20 protein-coding genes and 2 pseudogenes are annotated in these 20,371 nt (G+C 57.2%); 9 read left to right on the top strand and 13 right to left on the bottom strand.

What is annotated here, in order from left to right:
* Positions 1–14 precede the first annotated feature (14 nt).
* The 5 genes and pseudogenes from ACN0TA_RS06140 to ACN0TA_RS06120 form a co-directional block, all read left to right on the top strand.
* A complete protein-coding gene (locus ACN0TA_RS06140) occupies positions 15–395 on the top strand; it encodes a VOC family protein (protein ID WP_417580856.1) in 381 nt (126 codons plus the stop codon).
* Between the two features lie 19 nt (positions 396–414).
* Positions 415–1,518 (top strand): alkene reductase, encoded by a 1,104-nt coding sequence (locus ACN0TA_RS06135; RefSeq protein ID WP_417580854.1) that lies wholly within the window; start codon positions 415–417, stop codon positions 1,516–1,518.
* Entirely contained in the window at positions 1,515–1,859 is a 345-nt protein-coding gene (locus ACN0TA_RS06130; RefSeq protein ID WP_417580852.1) for a hypothetical protein, read from the top strand. The genes ACN0TA_RS06135 and ACN0TA_RS06130 overlap by 4 nt, the downstream gene beginning before the upstream one ends.
* Before the next feature lie 36 nt (positions 1,860–1,895).
* Positions 1,896–2,909 carry a zinc-binding alcohol dehydrogenase family protein gene (locus tag ACN0TA_RS06125; RefSeq protein ID WP_417580850.1) on the top strand — a complete coding sequence of 338 codons (1,014 nt, stop codon included), beginning with the start codon at positions 1,896–1,898 and terminating at the stop codon, positions 2,907–2,909.
* Between the two features lie 158 nt (positions 2,910–3,067).
* A pseudogene (locus ACN0TA_RS06120) lies at positions 3,068–3,616 on the top strand (TetR/AcrR family transcriptional regulator); the annotation flags it as partial.
* 139 nt (positions 3,617–3,755) lie between these two features.
* Here ACN0TA_RS06120 and ACN0TA_RS06115 read toward each other — a convergent pair.
* Entirely contained in the window at positions 3,756–5,216 is a 1,461-nt protein-coding gene (locus tag ACN0TA_RS06115; RefSeq protein ID WP_417580848.1) for an MFS transporter, read from the bottom strand.
* A gap of 120 nt (positions 5,217–5,336) precedes the next feature.
* On the opposite strand from ACN0TA_RS06115, the gene ACN0TA_RS06110 reads away from it, so the two are divergent.
* Both ACN0TA_RS06110 and ACN0TA_RS06105 read left to right on the top strand, forming a co-directional pair.
* On the top strand, positions 5,337–6,188 hold the full coding sequence (locus ACN0TA_RS06110; protein ID WP_417580846.1) for a helix-turn-helix transcriptional regulator: 852 nt from the start codon (positions 5,337–5,339) through the stop codon (positions 6,186–6,188).
* 133 nt (positions 6,189–6,321) lie between these two features.
* Positions 6,322–6,618 (top strand): helix-turn-helix transcriptional regulator, encoded by a 297-nt coding sequence (locus ACN0TA_RS06105; RefSeq protein WP_417580844.1) that lies wholly within the window; start codon positions 6,322–6,324, stop codon positions 6,616–6,618.
* Here the strand turns inward: ACN0TA_RS06105 and ACN0TA_RS06100 are convergent.
* The 9 genes and pseudogenes from ACN0TA_RS06100 to guaB all read right to left on the bottom strand — a co-directional run bounded on the left by ACN0TA_RS06100 (position 6,572) and on the right by guaB (position 16,378).
* A pseudogene (locus ACN0TA_RS06100) lies at positions 6,572–7,829 on the bottom strand (tyrosine-type recombinase/integrase). The gene ACN0TA_RS06105 and the pseudogene ACN0TA_RS06100 overlap by 47 nt on opposite strands.
* 292 nt (positions 7,830–8,121) lie before the next feature.
* Entirely contained in the window at positions 8,122–9,684 is a 1,563-nt protein-coding gene (gene guaA / locus ACN0TA_RS06095) for a glutamine-hydrolyzing GMP synthase (RefSeq protein ID WP_417580842.1), read from the bottom strand.
* Between the two features lie 417 nt (positions 9,685–10,101).
* The gene (locus ACN0TA_RS06090; RefSeq protein WP_417580840.1) at positions 10,102–10,911 is read right to left on the bottom strand and encodes a hypothetical protein; all 810 of its coding nucleotides are present in this window, start codon (positions 10,909–10,911) and stop codon (positions 10,102–10,104) included.
* A 346-nt stretch (positions 10,912–11,257) separates the two neighbouring features.
* The gene (locus tag ACN0TA_RS06085; protein WP_417580838.1) at positions 11,258–12,097 is read right to left on the bottom strand and encodes a helix-turn-helix domain-containing protein; all 840 of its coding nucleotides are present in this window, start codon (positions 12,095–12,097) and stop codon (positions 11,258–11,260) included.
* Positions 12,098–12,209: 112 nt separating this feature from the next.
* On the bottom strand, positions 12,210–12,683 hold the full coding sequence (locus ACN0TA_RS06080) for a TspO/MBR family protein (protein ID WP_417580836.1): 474 nt from the start codon (positions 12,681–12,683) through the stop codon (positions 12,210–12,212).
* 72 nt (positions 12,684–12,755) lie between these two features.
* Positions 12,756–13,145, bottom strand: coding sequence for a hypothetical protein (locus tag ACN0TA_RS06075; RefSeq protein WP_417580834.1), 390 nt, complete (start codon positions 13,143–13,145; stop codon positions 12,756–12,758).
* A 5-nt stretch (positions 13,146–13,150) separates the two neighbouring features.
* Positions 13,151–14,440, bottom strand: coding sequence for an RsmB/NOP family class I SAM-dependent RNA methyltransferase (locus ACN0TA_RS06070; protein ID WP_417580832.1), 1,290 nt, complete (start codon positions 14,438–14,440; stop codon positions 13,151–13,153).
* Positions 14,440–14,874 carry an MAPEG family protein gene (locus tag ACN0TA_RS06065; protein WP_417580830.1) on the bottom strand — a complete coding sequence of 145 codons (435 nt, stop codon included), beginning with the start codon at positions 14,872–14,874 and terminating at the stop codon, positions 14,440–14,442. Before ACN0TA_RS06065 ends, ACN0TA_RS06070 begins: the two co-directional genes overlap by 1 nt.
* Positions 14,875–14,878: 4 nt before the next feature.
* Complete coding sequence (gene guaB / locus ACN0TA_RS06060; protein WP_417580828.1) at positions 14,879–16,378, bottom strand: IMP dehydrogenase; 1,500 nt, start codon at positions 16,376–16,378, stop codon at positions 14,879–14,881.
* A 256-nt stretch (positions 16,379–16,634) separates the two neighbouring features.
* Here guaB and ACN0TA_RS06055 point away from each other — a divergent pair, with 256 nt between their 5' ends.
* Both ACN0TA_RS06055 and ACN0TA_RS06050 read left to right on the top strand, forming a co-directional pair.
* Positions 16,635–17,099, top strand: coding sequence for a DUF4126 family protein (locus ACN0TA_RS06055; protein ID WP_417580826.1), 465 nt, complete (start codon positions 16,635–16,637; stop codon positions 17,097–17,099).
* Complete coding sequence (locus ACN0TA_RS06050) at positions 17,096–18,472, top strand: FAD-containing oxidoreductase (protein WP_417580824.1); 1,377 nt, start codon at positions 17,096–17,098, stop codon at positions 18,470–18,472. The genes ACN0TA_RS06055 and ACN0TA_RS06050 overlap by 4 nt, the downstream gene beginning before the upstream one ends.
* Positions 18,473–18,506: 34 nt before the next feature.
* Here the strand turns inward: ACN0TA_RS06050 and ACN0TA_RS06045 are convergent, their stop codons facing one another.
* From ACN0TA_RS06045 to ACN0TA_RS06035, 3 genes are all read right to left on the bottom strand, one after another.
* Positions 18,507–19,061: a GFA family protein gene (locus ACN0TA_RS06045; RefSeq protein ID WP_417580822.1), complete on the bottom strand. Its 555-nt coding sequence runs from the start codon at positions 19,059–19,061 to the stop codon at positions 18,507–18,509.
* Positions 19,062–19,074: 13 nt separating this feature from the next.
* Entirely contained in the window at positions 19,075–19,488 is a 414-nt protein-coding gene (locus ACN0TA_RS06040; protein ID WP_417580820.1) for a VOC family protein, read from the bottom strand.
* A gap of 116 nt (positions 19,489–19,604) precedes the next feature.
* Positions 19,605–20,345, bottom strand: a complete 741-nt coding sequence (locus ACN0TA_RS06035) for a glycosyltransferase family 2 protein (protein WP_417580818.1) — start codon at positions 20,343–20,345, stop codon at positions 19,605–19,607.
* Positions 20,346–20,371 lie beyond the last annotated feature (26 nt).

Below are 20,371 nucleotides of genomic sequence, written 5' to 3'. Positions count from 1 at the left end.
GGAAGGAAAACACAATGCACCTCGATCATGTGACCATTCGCACCCGCAACATCGCAGCAACACGCGATTTCTTTCGCGATGTATTCAATCTTACGGAAGGCAAGCGGCCCCAGGCAATTCGCCACCTCCCCGGCACCTGGCTGTATAGCGAGGGCCAACCGCTGGTTCATATCATTGGCTCACACGGCGGTGGAGTCGATCGGGCGGCCGAAGCAATCGACCATATCGGGCTTCGGCTCGAAGGCTATGCGGCGTTCCGTGCCAAGCTCGAGCGCTTGGGCATCGCTTACGGGCCGATGGACCTTGCCGACATCGCGGAGCGGCGCCTGTTTCTGCGCGCACCCGGCGGACCGCTGATCGAAGCGGTGTTTTCCGAACCTGTTCCCACGCACTGACCTTGTTATGGAGCCGATAATGAACACTTCGATCTTTTCGCCACTCAATATGGGACCGCTGGACTTGCCGCATCGGATCGCTATGGCACCGATGACTCGATCTCGCTCCACCCAGCCGGGCAATGTGCCCAACGCCATGATGGCGACCTATTATGCCCAGCGCGCGTCCGCAGCGATGATTGTCACCGAAGCCACGCAAGTCTCGCCGCAGGGTCAAGGCTACTCGTTTACGCCCGGAATTCATTCGGACGCCCAAGTTGCCGGCTGGAGACTCGTCACCAATGCCGTTCATGAATCTGGTGGCCGAATCTTTGCCCAGCTCTGGCATGTTGGCCGCATGAGCCACCAGAGCTTTCATGCCGATGGCCAGACAGTTGCACCTTCGGCACTAGCGCCGGATGCCTCAGTATGGGTGGTCGACGCGGTAACCGGCCAGGGTGCGATGACGCCCTGCCCCATACCGCGCGCTTTGGAAACGGACGAAATTGCAGACGTCATAGACCAATTCCGCAAGGCTGCCGCAAATGCGAAAGCCGCAGGATTCGATGGGGTCGAGATCCATGGCGCCAATGGCTATTTGATTGATGAGTTTCTGCGGCGTACGTCCAATCAGCGCACTGACCGCTATGGCGGAAGTCAAGAAAACCGGATCCGGTTTGCCCTGGAGGTTGCACAGGCGGTGGCCGAAGAGATTGGTGCCGACCGCACCGGCATCCGGTTCTCGCCGTTCATCACCCAACGCAACATGAATGACGATGAGGCTCCGGAAACGATCCTGCGGCTTGCCGGCGAGCTTGACCGGATTGGTCTGGCCTATATCCATCTGGCCGAAGCGGACTGGGACGATGCTCCACAAACGCCCCAAACTTTCCGCCAGGCTTTGCGCAAGGCGTTTTCGGGCAAGATCATCGTTGCCGGAAAATACAACAAGGCGCGTGCCGAAAAGATTGTTGCCGACGGATATGCGGACATCGTGGCCTTTGGCCGGCCGTTTATTGCCAACCCCGATCTGCCCCACCGGTATCGTGAAGATCTGGCCCTTGCCGAATTTGATGGGACAAAACTGTTTGGAGGCAGCGAGGATGGCTATTCAAGCTATCCGGCGCTGACAGAATTCGCATGAGTACGGAGCCGACCACCCCGGATGGTGCGCCCGGACGCGAGAACGCGCGGATCGGCACAACGCTCACATTCGCCGGAAACGGCATGCGTATCTGGCATCTGCGATTGCAAGCAGGTGAAACGCTGCCAGCCCACCGCCATGATCGCCCCTATTTCTGGACGGTGCTGACGGATGGGCAAGGTAGATCACGATATTCCGACGGTGACGTCATCGATCACCAGTACACCGCCGGCGAAACCAAGCATTTCAAGGATTTGACCACTGAGAATGGCTTTGTCCACGACCTAACCAACACTGGTTCGACGGAACTGGTCTTCGTCACTGTTGAGTTTGATCGTTAAGCCCAACCACATAGCATTTCAATTCGGAGTAATATTATGAAAGCCATCGGCTATCAGACCCCTCAAGAAATCGAGGCGGAAACAGCGCTTGTCGACATCGAGTTGCCCAAACCTCAGCCGTTGGGCCGCGATATACTGGTCGAGGTCAAGGCGATCTCGGTCAACCCGGTCGATACCAAGGTGCGCGCCTCGCGCCAGCCAAAGGACGGAGCTTGGGAAGTGCTGGGGTATGATGCAGCCGGAGTGGTTGCAGAAGTCGGCCCGGATACGAAGTTCTTCAAACCCGGCGATGCTGTGTTTTACGCTGGCGCAATCAATCGGTCGGGCACCAACGCCCAATTTCACCTCGTTGACGAGCGCATCGTCGGCACAAAGCCGGACACGCTGGATTTCGCGTCCGCTGCCGCGCTGCCACTGACCTCGATCACAGCCTATGAGGCCTTGCTTGAACGACTTGACGTCAAACGGCCAGTTCCAGGCGCAGCCAATGCCATCGTCATCATCGGTGGCGCTGGCGGTGTTGGCTCGATTGCAATCCAGATCGCCCGGGCGCTGACCGACCTTACCGTTATTGCGACAGCCTCAAGGCCGGAAACACAGGCTTGGGTGCAGGATCTTGGCGCGCATCACGTCATCGATCACCGCCAACCGATTGCTCCACAAATCAAAGCCCTGGGCATTGGGCAGCCGGGTTTTGTCTTTTCAACCACCAACACAGACGATCATATTCCCGACATCGTCGAACTTCTGGCACCGCAAGGGCGCTTTGGACTTATCGATGATCCAAAGGAACTGAATGCCGCACCACTGAAGTCCAAATCGATATCCCTGCACTGGGAGCTGATGTTTACACGCTCGCTATTTGGGACTGCCGATATCGAACGCCAGCACGAACTTCTCGACGAGGTCTCCAAACTTGTCGATGCCGGCAAGATCAAGACAACACTGGCGGAGAATTTCGGCGCTATCAACGCCGAAAACCTCAAGCGCGCCCATGCGCTGGTCGAATCCGGCAAATCCAAGGGCAAAGTTGTTCTGAGCGGCTTTTAAGCCCTCTAAAAGCAAAGCCGGCGGCAAACACCTATGCTGTTTGCCGCCGGCTTTATCGATTCTGCCCGTTGAAGGCGTTATGCGTTATTCCCACTCGATTGTCTAAAACCCGGCTAGATTATTGATCTAGATAGGATTTTTCTTGCGCGAGGCACCGGATGCCGACCGTCGGGCCGCCAAAATCATACGCTGTTGATTTTAAAGGGAAATCAGCCAGAAAATTTATTTGTGCGGTTTCGATAATGGCGCCACGTGGCCGTCCCCGCAGCTTTGATCGCGAGAAGGCGCTTGAGCGCTTGATGGAGGTGTTTTGGTCGCAGGGCTACGAGGGCACGCAGCTCAACGACCTCATGGCGGCGATCAAGGTTGGTCCTCCAAGCTTTTACGCGGCCTTCGGATCGAAGGAGGCGGCGTTCCTCGATGCGGTGGAGCTTTACATCGCAACCGTCGGTTTGCTCCCGATGCGCGCCCTCGAAAACGGTCCAACGGCAAAAGACGGGATTCGCGATATGCTTGGGGGCAGCGTCGACGTCGCCCTTTCTACAAAGCCCGGTGGCTGCATGCTGATCCTCGGTGTGGTGAACTGTCTTCCCGAAAGCCAGCGCGCACGCGAATGCCTCGTCAATGCTCGCCGCAAGACCGAGGATTACATCAGGACACGCCTGCGGCGTGGTATAAAGGACGGCGACCTTCCGGAAGACATTGAGGTTGACCGTCTCGTTGCCTTCTATCATGGCATCATGCAGGCCATTTCGTTCCAGGCGCGCGATGGTGCCACCCGCCCAGAACTGGAGGCGCTGATCAGCCGGCCATGGCGGCGCTCAACTGATAGATCCCATTCCGCAATCATTGCGCCAGTCTCTTCCGCGCGATCCAGGCAATCAGCAGGGCGGCAACGGCAGCAGCCGCAAGATTGTAGAACATGGCCCCGGCGAAGGCGGCCACGTAGCGGCTGGCTTCCGGTTCAGTACCGCTCGAATGCCCGGCTAGAATGGACACGAAGAAGATGCCGGCGATGGAAACGCCAAACGCACCGCCGACCTGTTGCATGGTCGAGATGATGCCTGCCGCCATACCGGCATGACGCTCTTCGACGAAACCGATAACGAGGTTGAGCAGCGGCGTCATCGACAGCCCCTGTCCTAAGCCGAACAGGATCAATGCCGGAAGCATCACAAGCACGTCTTCTCGGCCCGCGAGTTCGGACGCCGTGAGGATCAGCCAGCCTATCCCCAAAGCATAGATCAGTGCGCCACCAGCGATCGCTCCATTGCCCCAACGCGCTACCAGCTTTGGTGCGATCAGCGAGGCCACAACAAAGCCCACGCTCGCCGGCGCGAACAACATCCCGGCCTCGAAAGGTGACAAGCCAAGGCCCGTCTGTAGCAAAAGTGCGAAACACAAAAATAATGAGGTCGAGGTCGAGTAGATCAAAAGCACGACGACTGCCCCGGCCGAAAACCCTCGATTGGCAAAAAGGCCCAGATCGACGGCGGGATGAGTTGCCCGACGTTCCCAGGCAAGGAAGCCGACGAGCAATAGCCCCGAAGCCAGAAAGCTGCCCCATGTCCAGGCGGGCCACCCGCTATTCGGACCTTCCAGCAGCGGTAGAAGCAGCAGCAGCAAGCCAACCGTGGCCAAACTAACGCCCGGCCAGTCGACGCCTGCTACATCCGACGCTTTCGATTCCGGGATAGTGCGGGCAAAGATCGCGGCCAGCACGCCGATCGGCAGATTGATAAGAAAGATCACGCGCCAGCCGAGACCGAAGAGATCACTCTCAACGATTAACCCGCCCAGCACCTGTCCGGCGATGGCGGCAAGCCCCAGCGTCATGCCGAGGAGGCCGAAGGCGCGGCGGCGCCCAGCCTCGTCATACATGACGCGCAGCAGCGCGTAGACTTGAGGAAACAGGATTGCTCCCGTTGCTCCCTGCAGCAAGCGTGCAGCGATCAGGCTGGTCGCATCCGGCGCGATTCCGCACAGGAAGGACGCAACCGCAAAGCCCACCATTCCGAGAACAAAGAGTCTGCGACGGCCATGAATGTCGCCCAAACGACCGCCCGCAATCAGCAACACCCCGAAGGCCAACTCATAACCAGCGATGACGAAGCCGATCTCGGCGAAATTCGCGCCAAGGTCGGCCTGCATCGACGGGATTGCGACATTAACGACGAACAGGTCGAAGACCGTGATGAACCCGCCGAGCAACAGGATGGCCAGCGCGAGCGGGGAGGAAGTCGAACCTTCGTCAATACTCGATCGTGATGATGATGTTTTGGTTCCTGAAATGCAGTTGTCAGACATGGCGGCTCCCGAGGTTGAAACCGTCGGATAAGCCGCCTACAATCCTATTACTATGGAGTAATTTATACGGTTACTATGAGCAATATGCTGGACACTCGCCTCGATCGCACACGGACAGAATTGGCGGACTTTCTGCGTCAGCGTAGGGAAAGCCTTTCTCCGCTCGATGTCGGCCTTCCACCCGGCAAGAGGCGGCGCACGCCTGGATTGCGGCGGGAGGAAGTGGCGGCGCTCGCTGGCGTCGGCCTCAGTTGGTACACATGGCTGGAACAGGGCCGCGACATCAATGTCTCGACCGCATTTCTCGACAACGTGTCGAGGGTGCTGAAACTCGATGAGACCGAGCGACGGCATCTGTTCCTTCTGGCGCATCACCGGCCTCCCGCCATCCATGGACGCGCCTGGTGCGCCTTGCCCGCGCTGGTTCGGAGGCTGATCGACGATTTGGCGCTTCGGCCCGCCTATGTATTGAACCTTCGGTGGGATGTGATCGGCTGGAATGCGGCGGCGGAGAGGCTCTTCGGTTTCGAGGCGCGTGATCCATTAGAGCGGAACATGCTGTGGATGCTGTTCGCTGATAACAGCCTGTCCGGCCGAATCTTGGAGTGGAACATCCAGGCTCCTCAGGTTCTCGCAAGCTTCCGGCGCGATTATGCGCAGGCGCCCGACGACGAGGACATGATCGAACTGGTCGAAACTATCGAACAGCGATCACCTGCGTTTCGCGATCTTTGGCGCAGGCATGATGTGCATGGCCGTTGCCAGGGGCGTCGGAGCTTTCATCTAGAAGGCATTGGCGCGGTCACGTTCGACCATTCCACCTTTATCGTGGATGAGGAAAAGCACCTGCGGCTCGTGGCCTATGCCAGCCTTCCCGACGAACCCAGCAGCGAACGGTTCGAGTGCATGCTCGTGTCGGAGGCGCTAAACACTCATCGAGCTACCTTATCGGCATCAGCCCCGCCTGCGTGAATCCGACGAACATTGAACGTCCCATATGCACGCTAGGACGGGTCGAAATTACTACGCCCCTTTTTATCGCCTTCCTCTTTTCAGCATCTATTGCTTTCAATCAGCCAGGAAAAATAGACGAAGGCGAAAGAGAGTGACTCGGACGACTGAGAGTAGGATCACGCGGACGATCGGAAGGAAAGAGCTGCGCGCAATCGTCCCGCTGGCCGACAGCACTATCTACGAGATGGAGCAACGTGGGCAGTTCCCGCGCCGGTTTGCTCTGACGCCGAGATGCGTCGTATGGGATTTGGCAGAGGTGGAGGCGTGGCTAGCGTCACGCAGAGCCACGCCGATCACTCGTGCAAAACATCCTGATGTCAGCCAGCGAAGAACTCGCCCTGTCAAAGAGACGGATCGGGGTCGAAAAGCGGCATCGAAGGTGGAATGAGAGCTGGTACGCGTTTGCGTCCTTCGAGCCACGCATCGATTATATCCGACCACTCCTGCATCATGTGACGGCGCTGCAGCTCGTATTCGGCCTTGTTGTAGACTCCCCGTGACGAGCGGCCGTCTTCATGAGCGAGGCACTTTTCGATCCAATCGCTGTTGAAGCCAAGTTCATTGAGTAGCGCCGATCCTGTCCGTCGAAGGTCATGCACCGTGAACGGTTCGAGGGGCAGTTCTTCCTTCTTGGCCTGTGCCACCACTGAATATGTTACGCGGTTGAAGGTTGCGCGCGACATAGGCGCGTCGGCGTCATAGCGCGACGGAAGAACATATCGCGAATTATCCGAGCACGTCTTCAATGCGATAAAGATGTCCAGGACTTGCCGCGACAGGTAAACATTATGCGCCTTCGAGCGCTTCATCCGTTCCTTTGGGATTGTCTAGACCGCGTTCTCGAAATCGACCTCATCCCAGGTCGCGTCCTGTAACTCGCTCTTACGCACCATGGTCAACAGAAAGAGTCGTAGCCCCAAGCGGATCGTAGGCAAGGTGGCAACGTGTTCCAGTTGCTTCAGCATTACACGTATCTCGGAAGGCGATAACGAACGATCCCGCGGCACGAATGTCGCGATCGAGGTTGGCCCCACTTCATCGGCCGGATTCGACACGTTTTCACCGTGCAGGATCGCGAACCCATATATTTGCTTGAGTATGTCGCGCACATGAATGGCCGTGGCCGGCGCTCCTCGATCAACGATCTTGCCGCAGTGCGCTCGCAAATCATTCGGAGTGATTTCCGTTAACAGGCGATTGCGCCAGACGGGAAGCAGTTCGCGCTCGAAGATGGAGCGACGCATCGCGCGCGATGCTGTCGGCCATCGGCCCAGCCGTCAACCACTTCTCGCCGAATTCACCGAAGCTCTTCGCTTCCTTGATACAACGTTTTTCTCGCTGTTTTTCGTTCGCCGGTTAGCGTCCCTCGCTGACGGCACGCTTCGCGTCGATGCACTTCTCTCGGGCACGGGCAAGCGAGATCCCGTCGCGTCCATACCTGCCCAGATAGACGGTCTCCCGGCGTCCGTTGAGCCGGTAGTCCAAACGAAATGAGACCGTGCCACTGGGCATCACGCGCACATACATGCCGTCGCGGTCTGCGACTTTGTAAATTTTCTCTTTTGGTTTCAATGCCTTGATGGCAGCGTCCGTGAGCATCCCTTCCGCCTCCTGAAAAGTACCGTCAGCACAATTTCGAGGACTAATGACAGGGAATATCTTGTATTTTCAACGGATTATGTTGAAAAAAGTACCGTCACGAGCCTCATTGATCGTGACGGTACTTTGTAAAATTCGCCGGAGCAATATACCGGAGACCCGTCGGGTGGGCCGACAGGGCCAATCTCTACATGCCGATAGCTACTGATTGCTACCGGCATGATTTATATCTCTTTTCAGATACGTAGGTCGTGCTTTAGCGTAAAATCGGCGGCTTACGGATGGGCCTGAATCATTCCCACTCAATGGTCCCTGGGGGCTTTGAGGTTACGTCGTAGACGACGCGATTGATGCCCTTGACCTCGTTGATGATCCGGGTCGCAGCACGGCCAAGAAAATTCATATCAAAGGCATAGAAGTCGGCGGTCATGCCGTCGACCGAGGTTACAGCGCGCAACGCGCATACACTCTCATAAGTGCGTCCATCGCCCATCACGCCCACTGTCTGAACAGGCAACAGGACTGCAAAGGCCTGCCAGATCGTGTCGTAGAGACCTGCTTTGCGAATTTCATCGAGATAGATTGCATCGGCCTGACGCAGGATCTCGAGTTTTTCACGCGTAACGCCGCCCGGCAAACGAATGGCAAGGCCCGGTCCGGGGAAAGGGTGGCGACCTACGAAATGCTCGGGCAAGCCCAGTTCGCGGCCGAGCTTGCGCACTTCGTCCTTGAACAGTTCACGCAGCGGTTCGACGAGCTTCATGTTCATGCGCTCGGGCAGACCGCCAACATTATGGTGGCTTTTGATCGTGACCGAAGGACCGCCAGTAAACGACACGGATTCGATGACATCGGGATAGAGCGTACCCTGTGCCAAGAACTCAACGCCGCCGATCTTGGCAGCTTCTTTTTCGAACGTCTCGATGAACAACCGGCCGATGATCTTACGCTTGGCCTCCGGCTCAACGACCCCCTCCAATTCGCCGATGAATTCCTTCGATGCATCAACGTGTACGAGCGGGATGTTATACTGATGCCTGAACATTGAGACCACTTCGTCGGCCTCGTTCTTGCGCAACAGGCCATGGTCGACGAAAATGCAGGTCAACTGATCGCCGATTGCCTCATGGATGAGGATGGCAGCGACCGAAGAATCGACACCGCCCGAGAGGCCGCAAATAACTTTCTTGTCGCCCACCTGATCGCGGATCGCGGCAACGGCTTGCTCACGATAGGCAGCCATTGTCCAATTGGCGTCGCAACCACAAATGTGATGCACGAAATTGGCATAGAGCTTGGCACCGTCGGGTGTGTGATAAACTTCCGGATGAAACTGTACGCCGAAGAAATTGCGTTCCTGATTGGCGATCATGGCAAAAGGCGCACCGGGCGAGGTGCCGACCACTTCGAAACCTACTGGAATTTCGGAGACCTTGTCGCCGTGGCTCATCCAGACCTGGTAGGAATGATCGAGCTCCCAAACGCCGTCATAAAGGGCGCTGTCCTTCTCGATGCGCACTTCGGCGCGACCGAACTCGCGGACGTAACCGGGCTCGACAACGCCGCCAAGTGCAACGCACATGGCCTGCTGGCCATAGCAGATGCCAAGTACGGGCACGCCGAAATCAAGCAGCTTGGTATCGACCTGAGGCGAGCCCTCCTCAATAACGCTGGCGGGCCCACCGGAGAGGATGATCCCCTTGGGCTGGAGCGTATCGAGCTTGTCAGCGGCGGTGCTGAATGGGTGGATTTCGCAATAGACTCCAGTTTCACGAACCCGCCGCGCAATGAGCTGGGTTACCTGTGAACCGAAATCAACGATGAGGATGGTATCTGTGGGCGCGTCGTTCTGCATGGCGAGCCTTTAATTGGAATCGGACGGTCAGGCAATGGGAGAGCGACCTGAAACGCGACAATCCCGATGAGCGCAAATAATGCAACCCCTTTTGCAACTCACCGCGCGCTTTGGCGTTGTTAGGACAAGCGGAAGCCGAGCGGTCAGTCCACACGGCAACCAAGAGAAAACGGGTTAAGCGCGGTCCCCCAAAGCGTCCCACTTCGCGCGGTCCCGGTCAAAAGGCCAGTTGCGGTCCCATGCCCTCAGGCCTTTTGCAGCCACCCCGGATGTCCCTCGCATCCGGGGTGGTTTCATTTTGCGCACATGGATGAAAGCTGCCACTTTTGCGTATGGGACACGTGAAAATCCGCACATTTGGGGGAAATGCGCGGATTTCGTTCGTCAGCGAGTGGTCTATTTGATCGATCGAATCGACTAGAAGACGAACACCGTCAGGCTCGATGACTGACGGGTTACGCCAAGGACCCGTCCCTCGTCATAATTCGAGCGGCTCAACGACGCTGCAACTAACGGATCGGTCCGTACAAGGGACTGGAGCTGTTGGTATTTGCCACTTGTAGCGAAATAGTTGGCCACGTACCGGCGGATGTCGGGGCAAACGCGCAGTGCCATGATCTGGATGTTGCTGGCGTTGTTCCACCCTGTGAGCGTTGAGGATTCAAAGATGCGGATCAGCTCATTGGGGTTGATACCCATACAGCTTGGATCGGAAGTGGCAAAGCCGTTTCCACCGGACCCGCCGCCGCCGATCACACCGCCATTGCCGCCATTGCCGCCGTTACCACCATTGCCACCATTGCCGCCGTTACCACCATTGCCACCGTTACCGCCGTTACCGCCGTTTCCACCATTGCCGCCATTACCGCCGACATCGACGTCCACATCAACAAGTCGACCGCCCCCGACGCCAACGCTGGCTGTCACATTGTCATTTAGGGCTCCGGCGTCGACAGACAGGCCGGAGCTTCGACTGGCGCTGACATTGGCGTTGACCAGGTTCCTGTCGCCGCTCGGCGCAACATTGGCATCAACCACGTTGCCGCCGCCGCCGCCGACACCAACATTGACCAAGCCACTGTCTCCTGCTCCGCCACTGCCAAGCGTCACCAAGGCACCGCTGTCCTTATCGCCAATAATACCCAAAAGAGATCCGGCGTTTGCCGCAGGGGTTATTGCCAATGCCATTACTACAGATATAGATATTCCAGTAAGCAATTTACGCATATCTTGCCTCCAATAGCTGCTCGACAGCAGTTCCTACGGGCCGAGCTTTCAGAACTGAACCAATAGAGTATTGCTCATTTAAGGATATGCTGTTTGCTCGTATTTGATATGGATCGCCATTTCAGGCCGACGTTAACGTGATCTTAAATTTTACAACTGGTTCAATACACTACACTTGTTGCTGCGAATTGCCCGGCCAGCAGGCGTTCGCAACGTACTGACACCGCCAAACGCGCGGCGGAGTCACAAAATCGCGATTAGTAGTATTGCTGAGGCCAGAGAAAGACTGATCGGGCGACGATCCAAGGCGTCCTGATGGTTTTGGAGGCGGATCTGTGACGCCAACTTATTCGACAGCGTAAAGCAATGTCGTTTCGTGGGCGTCGGGATCGCCAAACATCTCTACTGCGGGATCTTCAGTGAGATGGAGAGAGCGTTCGAAAAACAGGCTGTCGCCTACATTTATGTAACTCTTTCGGCGGTCGTAAACCGGCGACGGAAAACGATAACCTGCGTATTCGCGTTCCCGACTGAGCACGACATGCAGCCCCTCCGGGGGCGATTGCATATCGAATGCGTCCAATTGGTTGATGACAACGCAGCAGTCGTACCTGACGACTCCATCAGGGTCGACGCGCCAATCGTTGTAGATTAGCCCAACACGGCGCAGAGGCATCGAATAGCTTTCAATCGCCGCGCCAAAGCGGTGAAAGAAGTCGATCCAAAAGCGATCGATGTCTTCTGACGAACCACGGTATCGCTTGGCCAGCAGCACAAGCGGCATACCGCCATCGACCTGCACGAACCGAGCCCCCTCGACGCGTGCGGGCGCGCCGTGCTCGTTCTGATAAGAGGCGCGATAGCGACCGGGCAAGATGCCGAAGAATCGTTCAAAAACGCGGGTAAAGGCAGCCTGGCTTGCGTAGCCCACGGCAAACCCAATTCGTCCGATCGGCTCATTGGACCACTGAAGCCGCATTGCTGCGGCGTGCATGCTGACCCGCCTGCGGTAAGCCCCCGGCGTTTCCCCGATTGCCATTGCAAAGGTGCGGTGCAGGTGATGGTGGGAGATATTGAGCTGACGCGCAATGCCGCGAATGTACTCAACGGCGCCGTCATCAATGCCAGACTCGATGGATCTGACGGCCTTTTCTACCAGAAATTGTGTTTGGGTTCCCGGAAGCATACGCCAAAAATACAGCAGTCAAATTTTAATACATTTAAGAACAGAACATCAAGTTGAATTAATATTTATTCAGCACAATACGTTTCATTCACCAGAAATACATCAAAAACACTTACGTATTAAGGAGTAGCAGGGAACCGTTCAATAGTGTCGCAAAGCTGACCCATGCCGCATAGGGAATGAATAACAAGGCCGCAACCCGATCGCGGGGCCATTGATTAACGATGAAGCCAAAAATCGCCGCCAACATGGGCACGATTATTATCATAGCGAGCGTCAAGTTCTCTGCAGCGAAAAACGCAGGCGACCAGACCCAATTGAGCAGCATCTGCACGACCCAAAAGCCCATCCCAAGGCTAACCGGGCCAACCAGAAATGTCCGCCAGCCTGCGATTGCGATCAAGACGTAGAGCGTGAACCAGACTGGCCCAAAAATCCAGTTGGGCGGATTGAAGAACGGCTTTTCCAGACCTGCATACCAAGCACCGGGCGCAGTTTGAGTACCAAGAAATGCCCCAACGCCGATAACCGCAATCAAGAATACGGCAAGCCAGAGCAGCGCGCGGGGTTGTTTGATATCATTCATAGTCGGAGCATGTGTCATGCCCCTTAAACGCAAGCAATTGGGTTTTGGTTCACACTGGGTCAGTCATCGATTTCAAAGATTGCAATCGCGCTCGAAATCGATGGAAATCGAACGCTCTTCACTATTTCTGCCGAAAGAAACGAGCACCGCAGCTTCATTGTCCGCCCACTGCACATCAAGGGAGGTGAATATGGGCTCGGAGGCCTCGATATCGAGGCCGCAGCGCACCTGGATCGGCTCTCCCTGAACGCCTGGCTGCTCGATTACAGCCTGATGGGTGCAGCCTTCATATTCACAGGATTCGATCAGATAGAGATCGACACGGCCCGAAGGCGATACGAAATCATAGCGGACATCATTGGCCGAACTCGAAATCAGGAACAGGCTGGCAATGCCGGCTATGGCAAGAACTGCCAGCAACAGCACGGACCCGAAGACTATCGCGATCCAGCGCCTTGCCATACCCCCTACCCCTTCTTTAGCACCGCGCAGAAAAAGCCGTCGGTATCGGTTGTAGCCGGAGTGAGTGTAACCGTGTTTCCGTTCGCGCTCAAAGGTTTCGCGGCGTCAGGAAACAAGCCATCCCACCGCGCCGACAACGCGATGGGCGCAAAGCCGTCATGCCGGTCGAGGAACGCGGCGATCTGATCGTCGTTTTCCTCGGGCAGCACCGAACAGGTGATGTAGACCAATTCCCCTCCGGATTTGACAAACCGGGCCGCCTCATCGAGCACCTTTACCTGATCAGCGAGACGCGCTTCGAGTTGCGCCTGCGTCAGCTTCCATTTCGTATCGGGACGACGGCGCCAGGTGCCTGTGCCGGTGCAAGGCGCGTCAATGACCACACGATCCATCTTGCCGGCCAGATCATCGAGCGATCCGGCGTCGGGATTACGAACCTGGGCATTGCGAACCCCGTTGCGCTTCATGCGCTCGTGGATGGGCGCGAGCCGCGTACGTTCGGTATCATAAGCAAAGATCTGGCCGGTATTGCCCATCGCAGCAGCCAGAGCCAAGGTTTTGCCACCGGCACCAGCGCACAGGTCAAGCACCTGTTCGCCCATCTTTGCCCCAGCAAGCAGGGTCACGACCTGACTGCCTTCGTCCTGAACCTCGAACCAGCCCTTCTGATAGCCTTCGTCGGCCTGAACATTTGCCGTCCGGGCATCGTTGGGCCCGGAAACCAGTCGCAGCCCATCGGGCGCAATGGCAGTTGGTTGCGGCGCAAAGCGGGAGAGAGATTTTTCCACGCGCGCGCGCTCTGATTTGAGGCGATTGACGCGCATGTCGAGTGGTGGCCGGGCTGTCATGCCCTTGCCCTGATCTACCCATTCAGTTCCGAAATTGCGTGCAAACGAGTCGGCAAGCCATTCAGGCAAATCCGCCTTAACGTGATCAGGCGCGTCGTCAAAAGCTGAATCGGAAGAGAGATTTAGGGCCTCCACTTCAGAGATCGAATCCGGCGCGAACTTGTCGGCGCTGAAGTCCTGATTCAAGGCGTTAATGTCTTGATTCCAGTCGTTTATGGCAACTGAGAGGATAAGGGCGCGCGGCGTATCCTCGCCCATCCGCCATGCGTGGCTGGCCCGCTTACGCAAGGCGTCATAGACCAGATTGCCGATGGCGGCGCGATCGCCCGCACCAGCAAAACGGTGATCGAGAGCCCACCCCTTGAGGGCCTCAGAAGCCGGGCGCTTGCGCGCTTCCATATCGGCCAACACTTCCATGGCGGCCGCCATTCGTCCGGGAAGACGCATCAAATCACCTGAAAAGCAAGGACCAGCCGCCCGAAAATCACACACCAGAGTGCGATGAGCACGGCGAAGCCGAAAACATAGGCGGAAAATCGCCTGTACACATTGTTGGAGGTAACATGGATCGCCGCATGAACGATACGGCTTAGGACAAAAGCCCAAGCCAGAACAGCTTCCGGCCATCCGGCACCAAGATAGAGCGCCATTCCGATACCGATGACGAATAGAACCGGCAGCTGGAACTGATTATCAAAGGCGTTGGACGCCTTTTTTGCGCCCTCCGGCCATGGACTTGCATCAAGCGCGATATCGCGCACGGCGATCGTTCTGGCAGCGACCAGCGGCAAGCGCCGCCGGCCGAGGATGAAAAGCACGATGAGCGTCAGCGCCCCCTGCGTCCACAGTGCAAGCAGGATCAACAGGATGGCCAGGCTCATAGAACTACTTTCCGCGATAGTTTGGGCTCTCGCGCGTGATCGTCACATCGTGAACGTGGCTTTCGCCTAGTGCCGCAGAGCTTATCTTTACGAACGTTGCTTCGCGCCGGAAGGTTTCGAGATCTTTGGCGCCCGTGTAGCCCATAGCAGCGCGAAGACCACCGGCAAGCTGGTGCAGCACGGCACCGGCCTGTCCCTTGTAAGGCACCGCGCCTTCGATCCCTTCGGGCACCAGCTTCATCTGATCGCTGACTTCCTGCTGGAAGTAGCGGTCTGCCGAACCGCGTGCCATGGCGCCGACCGACCCCATGCCACGGTAGGATTTGTACGAGCGCCCTTGATAAAGATAAACCTCACCGGGGCTTTCGTCGGTGCCGGCAAGCAGCGAGCCAACCATGGCAACCGAAGCGCCGCCGGCCAGTGCCTTAGCCAGATCGCCCGAAAACTTGATGCCGCCATCGGCGATGATGGGAACGCCCTGTTTGTCTGCCTCTTCAGCACAGCCCATGACGGCTGCTAATTGGGGCACACCGACACCGGCGACGATACGTGTGGTGCAGATTGAACCCGGGCCAATGCCGACCTTGATGGAATCCGCGCCAGCGTCGATCAGCGCCTTGGTAGCTTCGGCGGTGGCCACGTTGCCAGCAACGATACGGGTCGCGTTGGACTCGCGCTTCACGCGCTCGACAGCCTCGGCAACGCGCACCGAATGGCCATGCGCAGTATCAATAACCAGAAGATCGACTCCCGCCTCGATCAGCGCCATGGAGCGCTCGAAACCCTGGTCGCCAGTGGTAGATGCAGCGGCAACGCGAAGGCGGCCCTGTGCGTCCTTGATGGCGGAGGGATGAAGCTGGGCTTTTTCCATATCCTTGACGGTAATAAGCCCGATGCAATTCTGGTGCTCGTCAACGACGAGGAGCTTTTCGATCCGATGTTGGTGGAGAAGGCGCTTGGCTTCCTCCTGGCTCACGCCTTCGCGCACAGTGATAAGCTGCTCGCGGGTCATGAGATCGGAGATTTTCTGACGATCGTTGGAGGCAAAGCGGACATCTCGGTTGGTCAGGATGCCAACCAGCTTGCCGTTGTTGCGACCGCCAGAACCACCATTGGAGACAACAGGAATGCCGGAAATCTTGTAACGATCCATCAGCGCGTAGGCATCGGCAAGCGTTGCGTCGGGACCAATGGTGATGGGATTGACCACCATGCCGGACTCGAAATGCTTGACCTGCTTGACCTGTTCAGCCTGCTGCTCCGGCGTGAGGTTACGATGGATAACGCCCATGCCGCCGGCCTGCGCCATGGCAATGGCCATGTTAGCCTCGGTTACAGTATCCATTGCCGAAGACAAAATCGGCAGGTTGAGCGCTATGTCTTTGGTGACAAAACTCTTGATGTTGACGTCGGTTGGCAGCACGTCCGAACGGGCGGGCTGAAGCAGCACGTCGTCAAATGTCAGTGCAGCATCACCAGTGATAGAGGAAATAATCTTCGCCAAGGCCAGCCCCTTTCGTGCCCTTCATCGTAGAACGGATGAATGTCGATGGTTTAGCGTGACGTGCAGTCGGCTTTATGACCGATCCACAGCGTCCGCAATGTCCGCTTGGCCGATGCGGGAAGTAGACTCACACCGGCTTTGGGTTGGCGAGGGTCATTAACACCGAGTCAGGTCTTTGGGAAGTGGGTGATGCGCCCTCATCTCGCTTCGGATGCCCGCCAGTGCTAGAATGGAGCTTCCAACTAAGGGCTCGGGCATGGTTTTCATTCTATCTCTCATCTTGGGCATCAGCGCCGGCCTGCGAACGATGACCCCCGCAGCCGCACTGTGTTGGGCGGCTTTTCTGGGATGGATCGATCTTTCAGCGACGCCTTTTTCTTTCCTCGGTCACCCGATCACATTGGCGATCTTGACTGTTGCTGCCTTGGGCGAATTTGTGATTGACCAATTGCCGCAGGCTCCCGGCCGCACCGTTCCGGTCCAGTTCGGTGCACGAATTGTGGCGGGAGCGCTGGGCGGAGGGATTTTGGGCTTGCCCTCGACTACCTGGATCAGCGGAGCGATGGCAGGAGCAGTTGGCGCCGTGCTCGGCACGCTGGGTGGGCATCAAGCCCGCAGGCGTCTTGTGGCATCCAATGGCGGCAACGACCGGCCTATTGCACTGCTTGAAGACGCTGTTGCCATCGGACTCGCGCTGCTTGCCGTCTGGCTGGTGACATGAGCGAGCGGTTTGATGCCATAGTGGTCGGCGCTGGCCAGGCTGGCCCCTCCCTTGCGGCGCGGCTCGCAGGGCAAGGACAGTCGGTTGCGCTGATTGAACGCAAGCTGTTGGGCGGGACCTGCGTCAACACAGGATGCACGCCGACCAAGGCGATGGTGGCCAGCGCGTATGTCGCGCATATGGCGCGTCGGTCTGCCGAGTACGGTGTCCGTCTGACCGGCCCCGTCAATGTCGATATGGCTGCCGTCAAAGCCCGCAAGGATGATGTTGTTCATGCATCTCGGAACGGGCTGAACGATTGGCTAAGCGGAACCGAAAATCTCACGCTCATTCAAGGCCACGCGCGGTTTATCTCCGACCATAGGATTACCGTTGGCGATAGAACCCTGGAGGCACCAAGAATCTTTCTCAACGTCGGCGGACGGGCAGCAATGCCGGACTATCCGGGCATCGACGATATTGAAATTCTGACCAACAGCACCATTCTCGAGCTCACTGCGGCCCCTCGCCATCTTGTCGTCGTCGGCGGAGGGTATATCGGGCTTGAGTTCGCGCAAATGTTTGCGCGCTTTGGTAGCAAGGTTTCGATTGTCGAACGGGGCCCCCGTCTGCTCAAACGCGAGGATGAGGATGCCTCGCAAACCGTTTCCGATATACTGAGCAATGAAGGTATCGATATACGGCTTAATGCCGACTGCATCGCGTTTGCCGCGTCCGATAATGGACCGATCGTTCGGATCGATTGCTCGGATGGCGCAACTGAAATTGCTGGAACGCATGTGCTTGTTGCAATCGGCCGCCAACCCAACACCGATGATCTCGGGCTTGAGGCCACAGGCATCAAGACTGACGATCGGGGCTATATCGTCACCAATGAGCGCCTTGAAACTCTGGTCCAGGGGGTATGGGCGTTGGGCGACTGCAATGGACGGGGCGCCTTCACCCATACAGCGTTCAACGATTTCGAGATCGTCGCGGACAATCTCGAAGGCGGCAACCGCTCGGTCGAAACGCGCGTGGACGCCTACGCCCTGTACACCGACCCGCCCCTTGGCCGCGCGGGGATGAGTTTGGCCAAGGCGCAAGAAAGCGGCCATCGTGTTCTTATCGGCAAGCGGCCAATGACGCGGGTTTCACGCGCCAAGGAAAAGGGCGAGAGCAAGGGCTACATGAAGGTCATTGTCGACGCTGACAGGGGCACAATCCTAGGTGGAGCCATATTCGGGGTCGGCGGTGACGAGGCTATTCACGTGCTGCTCGACGCGATCCAGTCCGGGATGGCGTACACTGACCTCAAGCGCACAATGCACATCCACCCCACAGTCAGCGAACTGATACCGACCATTTTGGCAGAACTCGAAGACGCCGAGTAGCCGCGCCGGTCACCCCGAATACAGCCATTCTTGACTAGGCGGTCATTTCAGAGATCGCCTTATCAGGTCGTGATAGCGCGATGGTGGGGGATTTGAACCCCATGGCGATCCAGGCACCAAGAAGCCGCGCGTAGAACCCGGCAGTTGGAAGTTTGCCGGCGGGAACATCATTGTCGAGATCAGCCATACCCTCGCGGTCGGAAACAACCGTGCGCAGTTCAGGCGCCAGCGAAGCGCCTTCGGGCCAGAAACTGCTATAAACGCTCAGCCAATGACCGTGCTGAAACTCCAGGAATACAGGGGTATTACAGCATGATGCAACGACACGCCGCGTGGGGGACTCTGGTTTGAGCCTAAAGGCGGTCAACACGCTTATGCCCTTGTCGATTGACACCCGATCCTTGCGATAGAGCGCAAACTGGGTCCCCCCGTTCGGGCTGAGCATGGGGCGCGCCAATGGCAAAATTTCAAGTGCCGTCGCCGCAGTGCGGCAACTGGTGCAGTGACACTCGGTTGTTATGAAAGGGTCGGCCTTCAATGTCAGGACAACCTCTCCGCAATCGCAGCTCAACTTGGTGATGCCGGACACTATCAACCTCCCCTTACTGAGCGCTTGCGGCATCGTCCATGTTCATCCAGACCGGCTCGAAGATATTGCCATCGAGGTCTTCAAACGCGCGGCCATACATGAAACCCAAATCCTGGGGAGCGCGGATGTCGGCCTTGCCGCCTGCCTTGCCAGCCGTTTCCGTGATCGCATCAACTGCCTCGCGGCTATCACATGACAGCGCAATAAGTGCTCCCGCTGTAGCGTGTGCGTCGGCAATGGGCTTTGAGGTAAAGGTTGCGAAATGCTCGTGCTTGAGCAGCATGAAAGTGATCGCTTCGGACCACACCATCGACGATGCTTCATCATTTGAAAATTCGGTATTCCTTGTGCAGCCGATCGCTTCGTAAAAGCGCGTAGCTGCTTGGAGGTCCCGGACAGGCAGGTTCAAAAAGATCATTTTTGTCATGTGTCGTCCTCACTTTGTTGAATGGGGGCATAGTCACCCCAACAGCAATAAGACGGACCAGCATCGCCGATCCCGACACTTGGGTACATATATTTCGGTATTGGCTGAAAAACTTCCTATTCGCGGATATCGCGATAATCGACGGTAGCCGGCTTTCCGCGGAACGTCATCGAGAAGAAATTCTTGGCATAGACCATTCCAGTGCGGATGATGCCTTCCTGCTCAATACGGCGACCCGAAGTATTCATGCGCAGCTTATGTGTCCACTTGACCGGGCCGATTTTGGACAGGCGTACGGCAACATCGGTGTCTTCGCCATAAAAAGTGATCGAGCGATCATAGCCACCGGTCTTTTCCCAGGCTTCGCGGCGAAATACGAAGTTTCCACCGTGAATCACCGAACCAACGCGAAGGATGAAGCGACTCAGGATGTATGTGAAATAGGTGAAGGCGTAAAACACTTCAACGAGAGCCAACTGGCTGCGCTTGAGATCGTAATAATGGTATGGACCGGAAACGCAAACCAGTTCGGGGTGTTTCTCGAACTCGTCGAATACGGTCGTCAGCCAGCCTTCCGGCACCATTGTATCGGCATCGATGTTGGCGACCAGATCATACCCCTCAGACGCCACAAAGCCTGCATGACGGGCGTGGACGAGGCCCTTGTTCGTTTCCCTGACCACCCGAACACCCGGATAGCCCGCGGCAATTTCGCCGGTCCGGTCGGTTGAAGCGTTGTCGACGACGACGACATCGGCGGGATGACCGCTGCGCTTGATTTCAGCCATCACCGCATCCAGGCACTGACCGATCATTGCCTCTTCATTATAGGCGGGGATTACGAAAACGAGCCGCATGCAGCCTCTCGGTGTAGTTGTAAGTG

This window comes from Pelagibacterium sp., from assembly GCF_048264985.1.
Taxonomy (GTDB): domain Bacteria; phylum Pseudomonadota; class Alphaproteobacteria; order Rhizobiales; family Devosiaceae; genus Pelagibacterium.
Note: the sequence above shows the minus strand (reverse complement) of the source record. Positions and strands in the feature narration are given on the sequence as shown.